The organism is Streptomyces sp. NTD91 (assembly GCF_059510455.1).
The window spans coordinates 146,921-163,147 of record NZ_JCAJZW010000007.1 but is presented as its reverse complement, the minus strand read 5'-3'; the positions used below and the strand labels follow the sequence as shown (position 1 = coordinate 163,147).

Genomic DNA, 16,227 nt, shown 5'->3' with positions numbered 1-16,227 from the left:
AGGTGGCCCCGGCCAGGTGCACGGCATCACGTCCGGAACGCCGGCCGGGCCCGGACGTGCATCCGCTCACCCTGCGGACCGAACAGGCTGAGGAACTCCACCGGCCCCTCCCCCGTCGACCCGAACCAGTGCGGCACGCGCGTGTCGAACTCGGCGGCCTCACCCGCCGTCAGCACCACGTCGTGCTCGCCGAGGACCAGCCGCAGCCGGCCGGAGAGCACGTACAGCCACTCGTAGCCCTCGTGCGTGCGCGGCTCCGGTTCGAGCCTGCGCTGCGGCTCCAGCACCTTGAAGGCCTGCAGGCCGCCGGGCTGGCGGGTCAGCGGCCAGTGGGTGCGCCCGCCCCGGACGATCGGCTTGGACCGCACCCGAGGGTCCCCCACCGGCGGTGCGCCGACCAGTTCGTCCAGCGGCACCTGATGGGCCTGCGCGATCGGCAGCAGCAGTTCGAGGCTGGGTCTGCGCAGGCCGGACTCCAGCCGGGACAGGGTGCTGACGGAGATGCCGGTGGCCTCGGAGAGAGCGGCCAGCGTCACCTCGCGTTCCTTGCGGATGCGCCGCAGCCGCGGGCCCACTTCGGCCAGTACGTCGTCGGTGCTCATGCCTCTATTGCAGGAACGGCAAATACGTTTGTCAATCCGGCAGGCTCGGGGTGACCGTCGCGTCATGACCGAGAACACCGAGAACAACAGGTACGAAGTGGTCGTCGTCGGCGGTGGGGCCGCCGGGCTGTCCGCCGCGCTGGTCCTCGGCCGGGCCCGGCGCCGCACGCTCGTGGTCGACGCGGGCGAGCCGCGCAACGCACCGTCGGCGCACATGCAGGGGTACCTCTCCCGGGACGGCATGTCACCGGCCGAGTTCCTGGCCGTCGGGCGCGAGGAGATCACCCGGTACGGCGTGGAGCTGGTCCGGGACCGGGTCGTGGACGCCAGCCGGGACGCCGACGGCTTCACGGCGCGGCTGGCCGGCGGACGGTCGGTCCGGGCCCGGCAGCTGGTGATCGCCACGGGTCTGAAGGACGAGCTGCCGGACGTCCCGGGGCTGGCCGAGCGGTTCGGCCGGGACGTGATCCACTGCCCGTACTGCCACGGCTGGGAGGCCCGGGACCTGCCGACCGGGGTGCTCGCCACCTCACCGCTGAGCGTGCACCAGGCGCTCATGGTCACCCAGTGGTCGAAGGACGTGCGGCTCTTCCTCCACGAGGTGAGCGAGTCGGAGCTGACGGACGACGACCTGCGCCGGCTGGCCTCCGCCGGGGTCGGGGTCGTGCCCGGGAAGGTCGCGGGTCTCGTCGTCGCCGACGACCGGCTCACCGGGATCCGGCTCGCCGGGGGTAGCCCCTCGGGCGCAGGCACGGTCCACGACCGCGCGGTGCTGTACGTCGCCCCGCGCGCCCTGCCGAACAACGACCTGCTCGTGCGGCTGGGCGCCGAGCTGCGCGAGACCCCGTTCGGCGCCTACCCGGTGATCGACGAGCGGGGCCTGACGACCGTGCCCGGCCTGTGGACGGCGGGCAACGCGAGCGGCTTCGCCGAGCAGGTGATCAACGCGGCGAGCCGTGGGTATCGGGCGGGGGCGGCCATCAACGGGGAACTGCTGATGGCCGACCTCGACGCCGAGGCCCGGGTGTAGACCGTGCTCCCCCGGTGCACTCTGGGGAAATGCTGCTGACCCGGCTCGCCCAGGTGTCACGAGAAGTCGCCGCGACCGCGACCCGGTCCCGAAAGACCGCCCTGCTCGCGGAGCTGTTCCGGGAGGCGGAGGCGGACGACGTGCCGATCGTCATCCCGTATCTGGCCGGACGGCTGCCCCAGGGCAGGCTCGGTGTCGGCTGGAAGGTGCTGGGCCGGCCGGTGCCGCCCGCCGCCGCGCCCACCCTCACGGTCCGCGAGGTCGACGCCCTGCTCACCGAGCTGGGCAAGGTGGCGGGGCCGGGAGCGCAGGCGGAGCGGGTCCGGCTGGTCGGCGAGCTGATGGGCACCGCCACCGAGGAGGAACAGCGCTTCCTGCTCGGGCTGCTCACCGGCGAGGTACGCCAGGGCGCGCTGGACGCGGTCGCGGTGGAGGGCCTCGCCCAGGCGACCGGCGCCGACCCGGCGGCCGTACGCCGGGCGGTGATGCTCGCCGGATCGTTGCAGACGGTCGCCCAGGCGCTGCTCGCCGAGGGACCGGGAGCGCTGGAGCGGTTCCGGCTGACCGTGGGCCGTCCGGTGCTGCCGATGCTGGCGCACAGCGCGTCCTCGGTCGCCGAGGCGGTGGAGAAACTGGGCGCCTGCGCGGTGGAGGAGAAGCTGGACGGCATCCGGGTGCAGGTCCACCGGGACGGCGACACGGTCCGGGTGCACACCCGCACGCTGGACGACATCACCGGCCGGCTGCCCGAAATCACCGCTGCCGCACGACGGTTGCGGGGCGAGCGATTCATCCTGGACGGCGAGGTGATCTCCTTCGACGCGGCCGGGCGGCCGAGGTCCTTCCAGGAGACGGCGGGCCGGGTCGGCTCGCGGACGGACGTGGCGAGGGCGGCCGGGGAGGTCCCGGTCTCCCCCGTCTTCTTCGACGTCCTGTCGGTCGACGGCGCCGATCTGCTGGACCTGCCGTTCGCCGAGCGGCACGCGGAGCTGGCCCGGCTGGTGCCGGAGCCGATGCGGGTGCGCCGCACGGTCGCCGGCGGGCCGGAGGACGTCGCGGAGGCGGAACGGTTCCTCGCCGAGAGCCTGGCCCGCGGTCACGAGGGCGTGGTGGTCAAGGCGCTGGACGCGCCCTACAGCGCGGGCCGGCGCGGCGCCGCCTGGCTGAAGGTCAAGCCGGTTCACACGCTCGACCTGGTGGTGCTGGCCGCCGAGTGGGGCCACGGCCGCCGCACGGGCAAGCTGTCCAACCTGCACCTGGGCGCGCGCAACCCGGACGGCACCTTCGCCATGCTCGGCAAGACCTTCAAGGGCATGACCGACGCGATGCTCGTCTGGCAGACCGAGCGGCTCCAGCGGCTGGCCGTGGCGGACGACGGCCGGGTGGTCCGGGTGCACCCCGAACTCGTCGTGGAGATCGCCTACGACGGCCTCCAGCGCTCCACGCGCTACCCGGCCGGCGTCACCCTCCGCTTCGCCCGCGTCGTCCGCTACCGCGAGGACAAGCGCCCCGATGAGGCCGATACCGTGGAGACCCTGCTGGCGGCCCACCCGGAGGTCAAGCCATGACGGTGCGTACGACGAGGCGCAGCGCGGGGCTGCTGTTGTTCCGGCATACCGATGAGGGGCTGGAGGTGTTGCTCGGCCATATGGGTGGCCCGTTCTGGGCGAAGAAGGACGCCGGTGCATGGACCGTCCCCAAGGGCGAGTACGACCCCGATGAACCCCCCTGGGAGGCCGCCCGCCGCGAGTTCCAGGAGGAACTGGGCCTGACGCCGCCCGACGGCGAGGCCGTACCGCTGGGCGAGGTGGCACAGAGGAACGGCAAGATCGTCACGGCATGGGCCGTGGAGGCGGACCCGGACCTGAGCGGCTTCCGCCCCGGCACCTTCGAGATGGAGTGGCCGCCGCGGTCCGGCCGGGTGCGGGAGTTCCCGGAGCTCGACCGCGTGGCGTGGCACGGTCTGGAGCGGGCCCGTGAGCTGGTCGTCACCGCGCAGGCCGCGTTTCTCGACCGGCTGGCGGAGCACTCGGCCTGAAGGGATGCCACGCGTTGCGGACGGCCGTACCGCGCGCGAAGGTGAAGCAAGCCCGCTCCCAGGGAGGTCAGCCATGCCCATCGCGACGGTGAACCCGGCGAACGGCGAGACGCTCAAGACGTACGAGCCCATGGGCGGGGAGGAGCTGGAACGTCGGCTCCAGCTCGCGGAGGCCACGTTCCGCACCTACCGGGTCTTCTCCTTCGTCGACCGCGCCCGGCTGCTGCTCAGGGCCGCCGACATCCTGGAGGAGGACCGGCGGGAGATCGGCCGGGTGATGACCACGGAGATGGGCAAGCCGATCAAGCAGGCCTGGGCGGAGGCCGCGAAGTGCGCCAAGGCGATGCGCTGGTACGCCGAGCACGCGGAGGCGCTGCTCGCGGACGAGGAGCCCGCCGAGGCCGACGTACGGGACTCCGGAGCCTCCCGGGTCCGGGTGCGGTACCGGCCGCTGGGTCCCGTGCTCGCGGTGATGCCGTGGAACTTCCCGCTGTGGCAGGTGGTCCGCTTCGCCGCGCCCGCGCTGATGGCCGGCAACGTGGGCCTGCTCAAGCACGCCTCCAACGTCCCCCAGACGGCCCTGTACCTGGAGGACCTGTTCCACCGGGCGGGATTCGCGGAGGGCTGCTTCCAGACGCTGCTGATCGGCTCGGGCGCGGTGGACGACCTCCTGCGCGACGAGCGGATCAAGGCCGCGACGCTCACCGGCAGCGAGCCGGCGGGCCGGGCGGTGGCCTCCACCTGCGGCGAGATGGTCAAGAAGACGGTGCTGGAGCTGGGCGGCAGCGACCCGTACCTGGTCATGCCCTCCGCCGACCTGGACCGGGCGGCCGAGGTCGCCGTCACCGCGCGCGTGCAGAACAACGGGCAGTCCTGCATCGCCGCCAAGCGGTTCATCGTGCACCGCGACGTCCACGACGCCTTCGCCGAGAAGTTCGTCGCCGGCATGAAGGCGCTGAAGGTCGGCGACCCGCTGGAGGAGGACACCGACGTCGGGCCGCTCTCCACCGAGCGGGGGCGCGACGATCTGGAGGAACTGGTCGACGACGCGCGGCGGGCCGGGGCCGAGGTGCTGTGCGGCGGGGAGCGGCCGGACGGGCCGGGCTGGTACTACCCGCCGACCGTGCTCGCCGGCATCACCCGGAAGATGCGCATCCACCGGGAGGAGGCGTTCGGACCGGTCGCCACGCTGTACCGGGCCGACGACCTGGAGGAGGCGCTGCTGATCGCCAACGACTCGCCTTTCGGGCTGAGTTCGAACGTATGGACGCGCGACGAGGGGGAGGTGGCGCGGTTCACCCGCGACCTGGAGGCCGGTTCCGTGTACGTCAACGGGATGACCGCCTCCCATCCGGCGTTCCCGTTCGGCGGGGTCAAGCGGTCCGGGTACGGGCGTGAGCTGTCCGGGCACGGAATCCGCGAGTTCTGCAACATCACCACGGTTTGGCAGGGTGCGTGAGGTCCACGCGGCTACCATCCCCTTTTGTGAACCGCGAAGTGACCCTGCCTCTGATCGTCGACGACCGCGGTACGTTGCAGGTGGCGGCCGCCGACGTGAGCAAGCTGCTGCGGACCGTGGGCGGGCGCTGGCTGCGGCTCGTCGAGGCCGGGGAGCAGGGGCTGGACGAGGACACGGTCGCCGCTCTGACCATCGAGCTGGCCAAGCTGGCGGACCGCATCGACGTGGCCTGCATCGCGCACAGCAGCGGGGCGCCCTAGGGCGTGTTTCGAAAGTCCCGTCGTCCGCCCGAAGGGCGGGCTGGAGGTCGACGACAGGACCTGGCCCAACGACGTCCAGAACATCGCCTCGTACGCCTGCAGCAGGCTTCCGTAGGTGTGTGCTCTGTTCGTGTCCAGTGTTCCCGCGTCCAGGGCCGCCTGTACCGCCTGCGTCGCCCGGTCGTCCAGGTCCGGGGCCGGCTCGGCGAAGAGGTCGAAGAACGCGCAGGCGGCGTCCTCGAAGCCGTAGTGGGTGCGCAGGGCCGTCGCGATGCGGGCGCAGCACTCGCCCCACGCTGAGAAGTTCGCGGTGAGGGACAGGACCACGTCCGCCGGTGCGGCGTTGAGGGCCGGCCAGGAGACGTAGGCGGGATGGGCCTGGCAGCCCGCCAGGGGGACGTAGGTCCGGGAGCGGTCCTCGGTCACGCCGCAGGCCCGGGCGAAGGCGGTCAGGTGCCGTGCCGCCAGTTCCTCGCCCGCCGCGAGCGTGCTGAAGAAGGCGGCGGACGCGGGGTCGGCGCACCCGGCCAGGTGCGCGAAGGAGCGGCGGCCGGCGGGGACCACCCACTGCTGCTCCAGGGCCAGACGGGCGAGGCCCTCCCCCGGCACCTCGCCCCGTTCCACCCGGGGGACGAAGGGGTTGGCGCCCGGGTCCGGGGCGAGCGCCCCGGTGGCCGTCTCCAGCAAATCCATGGCCGATGCCGTCATGGTGTTCTCCTCCCGCGGACATGCCGATTCCTACCCGGCCCTGCTGCCGCGTCCCCGGTCTGGAGTAGTTCGGCGCGAGATCGCCGCCGCGCCGAGTGATCGTGGGTGGACCACCCCCTGAGGTGAACGACCCTCTGACCGGCGGGCGCAGGCCTTCCGGAAGGCTGAAAGCAGGCACGGTTCATGGCGACTTTGTGCAGACCCTCGGTATCGGTTCCGGAACACGTGATCACGATGGAGGAGACGCTGGAGCTGGCGCGCTCCCGCCACGCGGACCACCCCCAACTGCCCCTCGCACTACGGCTGATAGAGAACACGGGTGTCAGGACCCGGCACATCGTGCAGCCCATCGAGGAGACCCTGAAGCATCCCGGCTTCGAGGAACGCAACAAGCTCTACGAGGCCGAGGCCAAGGCGCGGGTCCCCGCGGTGATCCAGCGTGCCCTCGACGACGCGGAACTCCTCACCAGCGACATCGACGTGATCATCTACGTCTCGTGCACGGGCTTCATGATGCCCTCGCTCACGGCGTGGCTGATCAACGAGATGGACTTCGACCCGACCACCCGGCAACTTCCCGTAGCCCAGCTGGGCTGTGCGGCCGGCGGCGCGGCGATCAACCGCGCGCACGACTTCTGCAGGGCCTACCCCGAAGCCAACGCGCTGGTCGTGGCCTGCGAGTTCTGCTCGCTGTGCTACCAGCCCACCGACCTCGGCGTGGGCTCTCTGCTCTCCAACGGCCTGTTCGGTGACGGCATAGCCGCCGCCGTGGTCCGCGGCAGGGGCGGCACCGGCGTCGAGCTGGAGCGCAACGGCTCGTACCTGATCCCCAAGACCGAGGAGTGGATCATGTACGACGTCCGTGCGACGGGCTTCCACTTCCTGCTCGACAAACGGGTGCCGACCACCATGGAGCCGCTGGCCCCGGCCCTGCAGGACCTCGCAGGAACGCACGGCTGGGACGCGTCCGACCTGGACTTCTACATCGTCCACGCCGGCGGGCCCCGCATCCTCGACGACCTGAGCAAGTTCCTGCACGTCGACCCGCACGCGTTCCGGTTCAGCCGGGCGACCCTCACCGAGTACGGCAACATCGCCTCCGGCGTCGTGCTGGACGCGCTGCGCCGGATGTTCGACGAGGGCGGCGCCGAGCACGGGGCGCGCGGGCTCCTCGCCGGGTTCGGACCCGGCATCACCGCGGAAATGGCGCTGGGCCGCTGGCGCACCGACAGAGAGACGGCGTGAGTACGGCATGACCGAAGAGACGCTCACCGAGACCCTGCCCCCCATCCGGCACTGGCCGGCGCTCGACCTGACCGGGACGGACTTCGACCCGGTGCTCAGGGAGCTGATGGACGAGGGACCGGTCACCCGCATCCAGCTGCCCAACGGCGAGGGCTGGGCGTGGCTCGTGACCCGGTACGACGACGTGCGCATGGTGACCAACGACCCCCGGTTCAGCCGCGAGGCGGTCATGGAGAAGCCGGTCACCCGGCTGGCCCCGCACTTCATCCCGGATCCCGGCGCGGTCGGCTTCCTCGACCCGCCCGACCACACCCGGCTGCGCCGCTCGGTGGCGGCCGCGTTCACCGCGAAGGGTGTGGAGCGGGTGCGCGCGAAGGCGCGCGCCATGCTCGACGAGCTGGTCGACGAACTCCTCCAGGACGGCCCGCCCGCCGATCTCACGGCCACGATCCTCAGCCCGTTCCCGATCGCGGTGATCTGCGAGATCATGGGCGTCCCGGCCGGTGACCGGCACACCATGCACACCTGGACCCAGCTCATTCTGTCCTCCTCGAACGGCAAGGAGGTCAGCGAGAAGGCCAAGCGGGAGATGGCCGCGTACTTCTCGGACCTGATCGGGGTGCGTGAGAACAGCACGGGCGAGGACGTCACCTCACTGCTCGGCGCCTCGGTGGGCCGGGGCGAGGTGACGCTCGGGGAGGCGGTCGGGCTGGCCGGCCTGCTGCAGATCGGCGGTGAGGCGGTCACCAACAACAGCGGGCAGATGTTCTATCTGCTGCTCACCCGGCCCGATCTGGTGCGGCGGCTGCGCGCGGAGCCGGAGATCCGCCCGCGGGCGATCGACGAGCTGCTGCGCTACATCCCGCACCGCAACGCGGTCGGCCTGTCCCGGATCGCGCTGGAGGACGTGGAGATCCGGGGTCACCGGATCCGCGCCGGCGACCCGGTGTACGTCTCGTACCTGGCCGCCAACCGCGACCCGGACGTCTTCCCCGACCCGGAGACGATCGACTTCTCCCGCAGCCCGAACCCGCATGTGTCGTTCGGTTTCGGTCCCCACTACTGCCCCGGCGGCCAACTCGCCCGGCTGGAGCAGGAGCTGCTGGTGGACACCCTGCTGGACCGGATTCCGGGTCTGCGGCTGGCCGTGCCGCCGGAGCGGGTGCCCTTCAAGCGGGGCGCGCTGATCCGGGGTCCCGAGGCGCTTCCGGTGACCTGGTGAGCGAGCGATGACGGAGACCGAGGGACTGTACGTACCGCCTGGCCACGGCCGTGTCGTGGAGACACCGGCCCAGCGGGTGACGTTCAAGGTCACCGGCACGCATTCGCGGATGGCCTCCACCTTCGAGGTGGAGGTCCCGCCGGGCTTCGACGTGGGCGCCCATGTGCACACGCGCAGCGAGGAGTTGTTCTACGTCCTGGAGGGCGAACTGGACGTCCTCGCCTTCGAGCCGCGCATCCGCACCCCCGACAACTGGCGGAAGTGGGAGTCGACTTCGGGCAGCCGGGTGGTGCGGGCGACCCCCGGCACGGTCATCGTCGTACCACCGGGGTGCCCGCACGCGTTCGCGAACCCGACCGACACCCCGGCGAAGATGTTCTTCCAGGCGAGCCCGCCGCCGGATCACGAGCGCTACTTCGAGGAGCTGCTGGAGATCCTGGGCAACGGGGGCCCGCCCGACCAGGAGGCGATCGAGGCGCTGAGGGCCAAGTACGACATCGAGCAGCTGACGCCGCTCAGGCACCGTTAGCGGATCGGCATCCCCGAGAGGGTGCGGGCGATGACCAGCCGCTGGATCTCGCTGGTGCCCTCGAAGATCGTGTAGATGGCGGCGTCCCGGTGCATGCGCTCGACGGGGTACTCCCTGGTGTAGCCGTTGCCGCCGAGGATCTGGATCGCCTGGGCCGTGACCTTCTTGGCGGTCTCGCTGGCGAACAGCTTCGACATGGAGCCCTCGGCGGCGGTGAACGGCTTGCCGTTGACCGCCATCCAGGAGGCCCGCCAGACCAGCAGCCGGGCGGCGTCGATCTGCGTCCGCATGTCCGCGAGCTGGAAGGCGACGCCCTGGTTGTCGATGATCGGGCGCCCGAACTGTTCGCGGGTCCTGGCGTAGTCGAGGGCGACCTCGTACGCGGCGCGCGCGGTGCCGACCGCCATCGCGCCGACGGCCGGGCGGGACGCCTCGAACGTGGCCATCGCCGCGTTCTTGACGCGCTCGCCGCCCGTTTTGGCAGTCTCGCGGGCCCGGGCGAGCCGCTCGTCCAGCTTCTCCTTGCCGCCGAGCAGGCAGGAGCCGGGGACGCGCACGTCGTCCAGGACGACCTCGGCGGTGTGCGAGGCGCGGATGCCGTGCTTCTTGAACTTCTGGCCCTGGGCGAGGCCCGGCGTGCCCGGCGGGATGATGAAGGAGGCGTGACCCTTGGAGCCGAGCTCCGGGTCGACGCCGGCGACGACGACGTGGACGTTGGCGATGCCTCCGTTGGTCGCCCAGGTCTTCGTGCCGTTGATCACCCACTCGTCCTTGGCCTCGTCGTACACGGCACGCGTGCGCATGGAGGCGACGTCGGAGCCGGCGTCGGGCTCGGAGGAGCAGAACGCGGCGACCTTGACGTCGTCGACGTCGCCGTACATCTGCGGGATCCAGGTGCCGATCTGCTCCTCGGTGCCGTTGGCCAGCACGCCCACGGCGGCGAGACCGGTGCCCACGATGGACAGGGCGATGCCCGCGTCACCCCAGAACAGTTCCTCCATGGCCATGGGGATACCGAGGCCGGTGGGGTCGAAGTACTGCTGCGCGTAGAAGTCCAGGGAGTAGATGCCGACCTTCGCGGCCTCCTGGATGACCGGCCAGGGCGTCTCCTCGCGCTCGTCCCACTCGGCGGCCGCGGGGCGGATCACGTCGGCGGCGAAGCCATGGAGCCAGTCCCGGACTTCCTTCTGTTCGTCGTTCAGCTCCATGGTGAACTCGGCCATGGCCCCTCCAGCGGCGGTTGCGATGTTACTAGCGGTAACACGAGTCTGTTACCGACCGGTAGGAAAAGTCAACCGGTGACGACCGCGGCATCCCGTTCGATGTCAGCAGGACAGTCAGTGTTAGTTTGCGCAGGCGTCACCGAATCAGCACGGGTGGGGAGAGCACATGGACACCACACAGCGGACCGAACAGCAGCGGTCCGCCGACCGCCGACGGCGCGAGTTGCTGGAGGCCGCCGACCGGGTGGTGCTCCGCGACGGTCCGCAGGCGTCGATGAACGCGATCGCCGCGGAGGCCGGCATCACCAAGCCGATCCTCTACCGCCACTTCGGCGACAAGGGCGGCCTGTACGCCGCGCTGGCCAAGCGGCACACCGACGCGCTGCTCGACTCGCTGCGGGCGGCGCTGGACGCCCCGGCGGACCGGCGGGAGCGAGTGGAGTCCACGCTGGACACCTATCTCGCCGCGATCGAGGCACGCCCTCAGGTGTACCGGTTCCTGATGCATCCGGCGGAGGGCAGCGCGGGCGCGGAGCAGGGGTTCGACGTCGGCAAGCACAGCGCTCCGCTGCTGCGGCGGATGGGCGAGGAGCTGGCCCAGGTCATCGAGGAGCGGGTGGACCTCGGTCCGGAGAGCCAGCAGCTGGCCCGGGTGTGGGGGCATGGGATCGTCGGGATGATGCACGCCGCCGGCGACTGGTGGCTCGGCGAACGCCCTTGTTCCCGGGCCGAGTTGGTGCGGTCTCTCGCGGATCTGCTGTGGGGGCGGCTTGCGGCCGCGGGGGACCGGGTGGGGGGTCCCGGGTTCTGACGGGCGATTGTGACCGCACGTGCGTGGGGGCCGACCGCGCCCACGCACACCGGTACGGCCTCCCGCGTCAGCCGGGTCGGCCCGTCCGGGTCCAGGGAGCCCGGGAGATCTGCCTCACCAGCCTGCGCCTGCGCCACCCCGTCACGCGGTCCGCGTACACCCGCCCCTCCACGTGGTCGCACTCGTGCTGCAGGCACCGGGCGAAGAACCCCGTGCCGTCGATCGTCACCGGCTCCCCCGTCACCGTGAGACCCTCGACCACCGCGTGGTCGTACCGCTCCGTCCCCGCCTCCAGGCCCGGCAGGGACAGGCAGCCCTCGGGCCCCCGGACGACCACGCCGTCGACCTCCACGAGCCGGGGGTTCACCACGTGTCCGAGATGCCGGACGTCCTCGTCGTCCGGGCAGTCGAACACGAACACCCGCAGCGGCACCCCCACCTGATTCGCCGCCAGGCCGACCCCCTGCGCCGCGTACATCGTGGCGAACAGATCCTCCACCAGGTCTGCCAGCCCGGGCCCGAATTCGGTGACTTCCCGGCATTGTTGGCGCAAACCCGCGTCGCCGAACAGGGTGAGGGGCCGGACGCGCCCGCGGGCGCCCGGAATGGAACCGTGTCGCATGGCCGCAAGGGTACGGTTCGTATCGCTCATGGCCGCCGCTCAGGGCGTGGGCCGGGATTCGGGTGTGGATACGGATCTCGATAGGCTGAGGTCACACCACGCTGCCGGATGGCCCCAGGCGCGGCGCGTACGCAAGGAGGATCGAGAACTGATGGCAGGCAACTCGGACCCGCTCACGCCGCGGGCCAAGCTGGCCGTGACCGCCGGCAAGGCGGTCGCTGCGGCATCGCGCGCCGCGGGGCGCGGCAGCGGGTCGGTGATCGGTGGCCGGGTCGCACTGAAACTCGACCCCGACCTGCTCGGACGGCTCGCCCAGAACCTGGACGTCGTCCTGGTGTCCGCCACCAACGGCAAGACCACGACCACCCGGCTGATCGCCGAGGCGCTGCGCGCCGCGGGCCCGGTGGTGTCGAACGCGCTGGGCGCCAACATGCCGGCCGGTATCACCTCCGCGCTCGCGGGCGGCTCGGACGCGAAGTTCGGTGTCATCGAGGTCGACGAGAAGTACCTGGCCGGTGTGGCCCGGGACACCGACCCGAAGTGCATCGCCCTGCTCAACCTCTCCCGCGACCAGCTCGACCGCGCGGCCGAGACCCGGATGCTCGCGGAGAACTGGCGCGAGGGGCTCGCCGGGTCGAAGGCCGTCATTGTCGCCAACTGCGACGACCCGCTGGTGGTGTGGGCCGCCTCCTCGTCGCCGAACGTGGTCTGGGTCGCGGCCGGGCAGATGTGGAAGGACGACGCCTGGTCCTGCCCGTCGTGCGGTGGCGTGATGCAGCGCCCCGGCGAGGACTGGTTCTGCGGCGAGTGCGGGTTCCGGCGGCCGACGCCGACCTGGGCGCTGTCCGGGGACCACGTGCTCGACCCGCACGGCTCCGCCTGGCCCATCCATCTGCAGCTGCCGGGCCGTGCCAACAAGGCGAACGCCGCCTCCTCCGCAGCCGTGGCCGCCGTCTTCGGGGTGCCGCCGCAGGTCGCCCTGGAGCGGATGTACCAGGTGCAGGCCGTCGCCGGGCGGTACGACGTCGTGCAGTTCCAGAACCGCGATCTACGGCTGCTGCTGGCGAAGAACCCGGCCGGCTGGCTGGAGACGTTCTCGCTGATCGACCCCCCGCCCGCCCCGGTGATCCTGTCCGTGAACGCCCGCGGCGCCGACGGCACCGACACCTCCTGGCTGTGGGACGTCGACTACACCCGGCTGACCGGCCACCCGATCTTCGTGATCGGCGACCGGAAGCTGGACCTCGCCGTCCGCCTGGAAGTCGCGAACCAGAACTTCCAGGTCTGCGAGAACCTCGACCAGGCCGTGCAGATGTGCCCGCCGGGCCGTATCGAGGTCATCGCGAACTACACCGCGTTCCAGGACCTGCGCCGCCGCGTCGGCAACTGATCTTCTGATCCTCGAAGGGCGATCACCTCATGAGCGACAACCAACTGCGGCTGGTGTGGATCTACCCGGACCTGCTCAGCACCTACGGCGACCAGGGCAACGCGCTCGTCGTGGACCGCCGGGCCCGGCAGCGCGGCCTGGACGTGGCCAGGCTCGACGTGCGCAGCGACCAGCCGATCCCCACCTCCGGCGACATCTACCTGATCGGCGGCGGCGAGGACCGGCCGCAGCGGCTCGCGGCCGAGCGGCTGCGCCGGGACGGGCATCTGCACCGGGCGGTGGAGAACGGCGCGATCGTCTTCTCCGTCTGCGCCGGCTACCAGATCCTCGGCCACGAGTTCATCAACGATCTCGGCCAGCGCGAGCCCGGTCTCGGTCTGCTCGACGTCGTGTCGGTGCGCGGTGAGGGCGAGCGGTGCGTCGGCGACGTACTCGCCGACATCGACCCGCAGCTCGGGCTGCCTCAGCTGACCGGCTTCGAGAACCACCAGGGCGTCACCCACCTCGGCCCGACCGCCCGCCCGTTCGCCCGGGTACAGATCGGCAAGGGCAACGGCACCGGGGACGGCACCGAGGGCGCGTACAACGGGACCGTCTTCGGCACGTACATGCACGGGCCGGTCCTCGCCCGCAACCCGCAGATCGCCGATCTGCTGCTGAAGCTGGCACTCGACGTCAACGCGCTGCCGCCGATCGACGACCGCTGGTACGAGGCGCTCCGAAACGAACGGATCGCCGCAGCTCAGCAGCCCGCGTAAGCGCCGCTTCAGCGGGATCTCAGCGCAGCCCGGCAGGCTCGTGGACGGCCCGCCTGACAGGCCGTCCGCTCACATGTGCGGGCGCGTCCAGCAGGCGGACGCCCGCTACGGAGCCACCCCCTCACGCCGGTAGGGTGGCCGGGTATCCGCCGGACAACGTGGTCCGGTCCCCCGGCCCACGTTGAGAAGGTATTTCGGGCTATGCGCATTGGTGTCCTCACCTCCGGCGGCGACTGCCCCGGCCTGAACGCCGTCATCCGGTCCGTCGTGCACCGTGCCGTCGCCGACCACGGCGACGAGGTCATCGGTTTCCGGGACGGCTGGAAAGGCCTCCTGGAGTGCGACTATCTCAAGCTCGACCTCGACGCCGTGGGCGGCATCCTGGCCCGCGGCGGCACCATCCTCGGCTCCTCGCGGGTGCGCCCGGAGCATCTGCGGGACGGTGTCGGGCGGGCCAGGGGCCATGTCGCGGAACTCGGCCTGGACGCGATCATCCCGATCGGCGGTGAGGGCACGCTGAAGGCGGCCCGGCTGCTGTCCGACAACGGGCTGCCGATCGTGGGCGTGCCCAAGACCATCGACAACGACATCGCCGTAACGGACGTCACCTTCGGCTTCGACACCGCGGTGACCGTGGCGACGGAGGCCCTGGACCGGCTGAAGACCACCGCCGAGTCGCACCAGCGGGTGCTGATCGTGGAGGTCATGGGCCGGCACACCGGCTGGATCGCGCTGCACTCAGGCATGGCGGCCGGCGCCCACGCCATCGTCGTCCCGGAACGGCCCTTCGACATCGACGAGTTGACGCGGAAGGTCGGCGAGCGGTTCGAGGCGGGCAAGCGCTTCGCGATCGTCGTCGCGGCCGAGGGCGCCAAGCCGAAGGCCGGCACGATGGACTTCGACGAGGGCGGCAAGGACATCTACGGCCACGAGCGCTTCGCCGGCATCGCCCGGCAGCTGTCGGTCGAGCTGGAGCAGCGGCTCGGCAAGGAGGCACGGCCGGTGATCCTCGGGCATGTGCAGCGGGGCGGAACGCCGACGGCGTACGACCGGGTGCTCGCCACGCGGTTCGGATGGCACGCGGTGGAGGCCGTGCACCGCGGCGAGTTCGGCCGGATGACCGCCCTGCGCGGGACCGACGTCGTGACGGTGTCGCTGGCCGAGGCCGTCGAGGCCCTGAAGACCGTGCCCGTCGAGCGGTACGACGAGGCCGAGTACGTCCTGTAGTCCACCTGGGAACAACCCGCCCCCGGTCACGGCCGTGACCGGGGGCGGTTCTACTCTTGGGGCGGACAACTCGTACAACCCCCACGAATCAGGAGCCGCCGGATGGATCACAGCGGGCACGGCATGATGATGGATCTGCCGCCGTTCACGCTGGCGCGGGGGCTGGCGTGGTCGGCGGATCCCTTCTTCCTCGTGGCGTGCCTGGCCGGCCTCGCCCTGTACGGCTGGGGTGTGGTACGGCTGCGGCGGCGCGGGGACGCGTGGTCCGTCTGGCGCGTGGTGTCGTTCGTCGTGGGCGTGCTGACCGTCGCGCTCATGATGTGCACCCGGCTGAACGACTACGGCATGGTGATGTTCAGCGTGCACATGGTCCAGCACATGGTGATCAGCATGCTCTCGCCGATCCTGATCCTGCTCGGCGCCCCGGTCACGCTGGCGCTGCGGGCGCTGCCGACCGCCGGCCGCGGCCGCAAGGGTCCCCGGGAGCTGCTGCTGGCGCTGCTGCACAGCCGGTACATGCGGATCGTCACGCACCCGGCGTTCACGATCCCGATGTTCATCGCGAGCCTGTACGTCCTGTACTTCACCCCGATCTTCGACTTCCTGATGGGGTCGAAGACCGGGCACGTCGCGATGATGGTGCACTTCTTCGCCGTGGGCATGGTGTTCTTCTGGCCGATCATGGGCGTCGACCCCGGCCCGCACCGGCCCGGCTATGTGATGCGGATGCTGGAGCTGTTCGCGGGCATGCCCTTCCACGCGTTCTTCGGCATCGCGCTGATGATGGCGAGCGCGCCGATGGTGGGCACCTTCACGCACCCGCCGGCCTCGCTCGGCATCGACGCGCTGTCCGACCAGAACGCGGCCGGTGGCATCGCCTGGGCGTTCAGCGAGGTCCCGTCCGTGCTGGTGCTGATCGCTCTGCTGTTCCAGTGGTACGGCTCCGAGCAGCGGCAGGCCAAGCGCACGGACCGGGCCGCGGACCGGGACGGCGACAAGGAGCTGGAGGCCTACAACGCCTATCTGGCCTCCCTGAACGCCCGCGAGGGCTGAGAGCCGGGGGGCGGGGCTGCGGCGGAGCCGTCCCCTCCGGGCGGAAACCG

The 16,227-nt window shown here is 71.3% G+C and carries 16 protein-coding genes; 13 read left to right on the top strand and 3 right to left on the bottom strand.

All coding sequences use genetic code 11. From position 1 onward, the window contains the following. Positions 1-26: 26 nt before the first annotated feature. Entirely contained in the window at positions 27-602 is a 576-nt protein-coding gene (locus AC5WRT_RS11060; protein WP_496100171.1) for a helix-turn-helix domain-containing protein, read from the bottom strand. A gap of 64 nt (positions 603-666) precedes the next feature. Between AC5WRT_RS11060 and AC5WRT_RS11055 the strand changes: the two genes are divergently transcribed. From AC5WRT_RS11055 to AC5WRT_RS11020, 8 genes are all read left to right on the top strand, one after another. Continuing rightward, a complete protein-coding gene (locus tag AC5WRT_RS11055; RefSeq protein WP_496100170.1) occupies positions 667-1,632 on the top strand; it encodes an NAD(P)/FAD-dependent oxidoreductase in 966 nt (321 codons plus the stop codon). A 29-nt stretch (positions 1,633-1,661) separates the two neighbouring features. Then, entirely contained in the window at positions 1,662-3,200 is a 1,539-nt protein-coding gene (locus AC5WRT_RS11050; RefSeq protein WP_496100169.1) for an ATP-dependent DNA ligase, read from the top strand. Next, entirely contained in the window at positions 3,197-3,670 is a 474-nt protein-coding gene (locus AC5WRT_RS11045) for an NUDIX hydrolase (protein WP_496092800.1), read from the top strand. Before AC5WRT_RS11050 ends, AC5WRT_RS11045 begins: the two co-directional genes overlap by 4 nt. A gap of 73 nt (positions 3,671-3,743) precedes the next feature. Further along, positions 3,744-5,129 (top strand): NADP-dependent succinic semialdehyde dehydrogenase, encoded by a 1,386-nt coding sequence (locus tag AC5WRT_RS11040; RefSeq protein ID WP_496092799.1) that lies wholly within the window; start codon positions 3,744-3,746, stop codon positions 5,127-5,129. Positions 5,130-5,155: 26 nt separating this feature from the next. Then, on the top strand, positions 5,156-5,389 hold the full coding sequence (locus AC5WRT_RS11035) for a DUF6213 family protein (protein ID WP_079048970.1): 234 nt from the start codon (positions 5,156-5,158) through the stop codon (positions 5,387-5,389). An 891-nt stretch (positions 5,390-6,280) separates the two neighbouring features. Further along, the gene (locus AC5WRT_RS11030) at positions 6,281-7,342 is read left to right on the top strand and encodes a type III polyketide synthase (RefSeq protein ID WP_496092798.1); all 1,062 of its coding nucleotides are present in this window, start codon (positions 6,281-6,283) and stop codon (positions 7,340-7,342) included. 7 nt (positions 7,343-7,349) lie between these two features. Next, positions 7,350-8,564, top strand: a complete 1,215-nt coding sequence (locus AC5WRT_RS11025; RefSeq protein WP_496092797.1) for a cytochrome P450 — start codon at positions 7,350-7,352, stop codon at positions 8,562-8,564. 7 nt (positions 8,565-8,571) lie between these two features. Then, a complete protein-coding gene (locus AC5WRT_RS11020) occupies positions 8,572-9,093 on the top strand; it encodes a cupin domain-containing protein (RefSeq protein ID WP_496092796.1) in 522 nt (173 codons plus the stop codon). Here the strand turns inward: AC5WRT_RS11020 and AC5WRT_RS11015 are convergent. Next, positions 9,090-10,316 (bottom strand): acyl-CoA dehydrogenase family protein, encoded by a 1,227-nt coding sequence (locus tag AC5WRT_RS11015; protein WP_496092795.1) that lies wholly within the window; start codon positions 10,314-10,316, stop codon positions 9,090-9,092. The genes AC5WRT_RS11020 and AC5WRT_RS11015 overlap by 4 nt on opposite strands. A gap of 166 nt (positions 10,317-10,482) precedes the next feature. Between AC5WRT_RS11015 and AC5WRT_RS11010 the strand changes: the two genes are divergently transcribed. After that, on the top strand, positions 10,483-11,127 hold the full coding sequence (locus AC5WRT_RS11010; protein WP_496092794.1) for a TetR/AcrR family transcriptional regulator: 645 nt from the start codon (positions 10,483-10,485) through the stop codon (positions 11,125-11,127). A 67-nt stretch (positions 11,128-11,194) separates the two neighbouring features. Here AC5WRT_RS11010 and def read toward each other — a convergent pair whose 3' ends face one another. Next, complete coding sequence (gene def, locus AC5WRT_RS11005) at positions 11,195-11,749, bottom strand: peptide deformylase (RefSeq protein WP_496092793.1); 555 nt, start codon at positions 11,747-11,749, stop codon at positions 11,195-11,197. 151 nt (positions 11,750-11,900) lie between these two features. On the opposite strand from def, the gene AC5WRT_RS11000 reads away from it, so the two are divergent. The 4 genes from AC5WRT_RS11000 to AC5WRT_RS10985 all read left to right on the top strand — a co-directional run bounded on the left by AC5WRT_RS11000 (position 11,901) and on the right by AC5WRT_RS10985 (position 16,177). After that, complete coding sequence (locus AC5WRT_RS11000) at positions 11,901-13,139, top strand: MurT ligase domain-containing protein (RefSeq protein WP_496092792.1); 1,239 nt, start codon at positions 11,901-11,903, stop codon at positions 13,137-13,139. A gap of 29 nt (positions 13,140-13,168) precedes the next feature. Then, positions 13,169-13,897: a type 1 glutamine amidotransferase gene (locus AC5WRT_RS10995; RefSeq protein ID WP_496092791.1), complete on the top strand. Its 729-nt coding sequence runs from the start codon at positions 13,169-13,171 to the stop codon at positions 13,895-13,897. Positions 13,898-14,098: 201 nt separating this feature from the next. Then, positions 14,099-15,124 carry a 6-phosphofructokinase gene (locus AC5WRT_RS10990; RefSeq protein WP_496100168.1) on the top strand — a complete coding sequence of 342 codons (1,026 nt, stop codon included), beginning with the start codon at positions 14,099-14,101 and terminating at the stop codon, positions 15,122-15,124. A 102-nt stretch (positions 15,125-15,226) separates the two neighbouring features. Next, a complete protein-coding gene (locus AC5WRT_RS10985; RefSeq protein WP_496092789.1) occupies positions 15,227-16,177 on the top strand; it encodes a cytochrome c oxidase assembly protein in 951 nt (316 codons plus the stop codon). Positions 16,178-16,227: the final 50 nt, after the last annotated feature.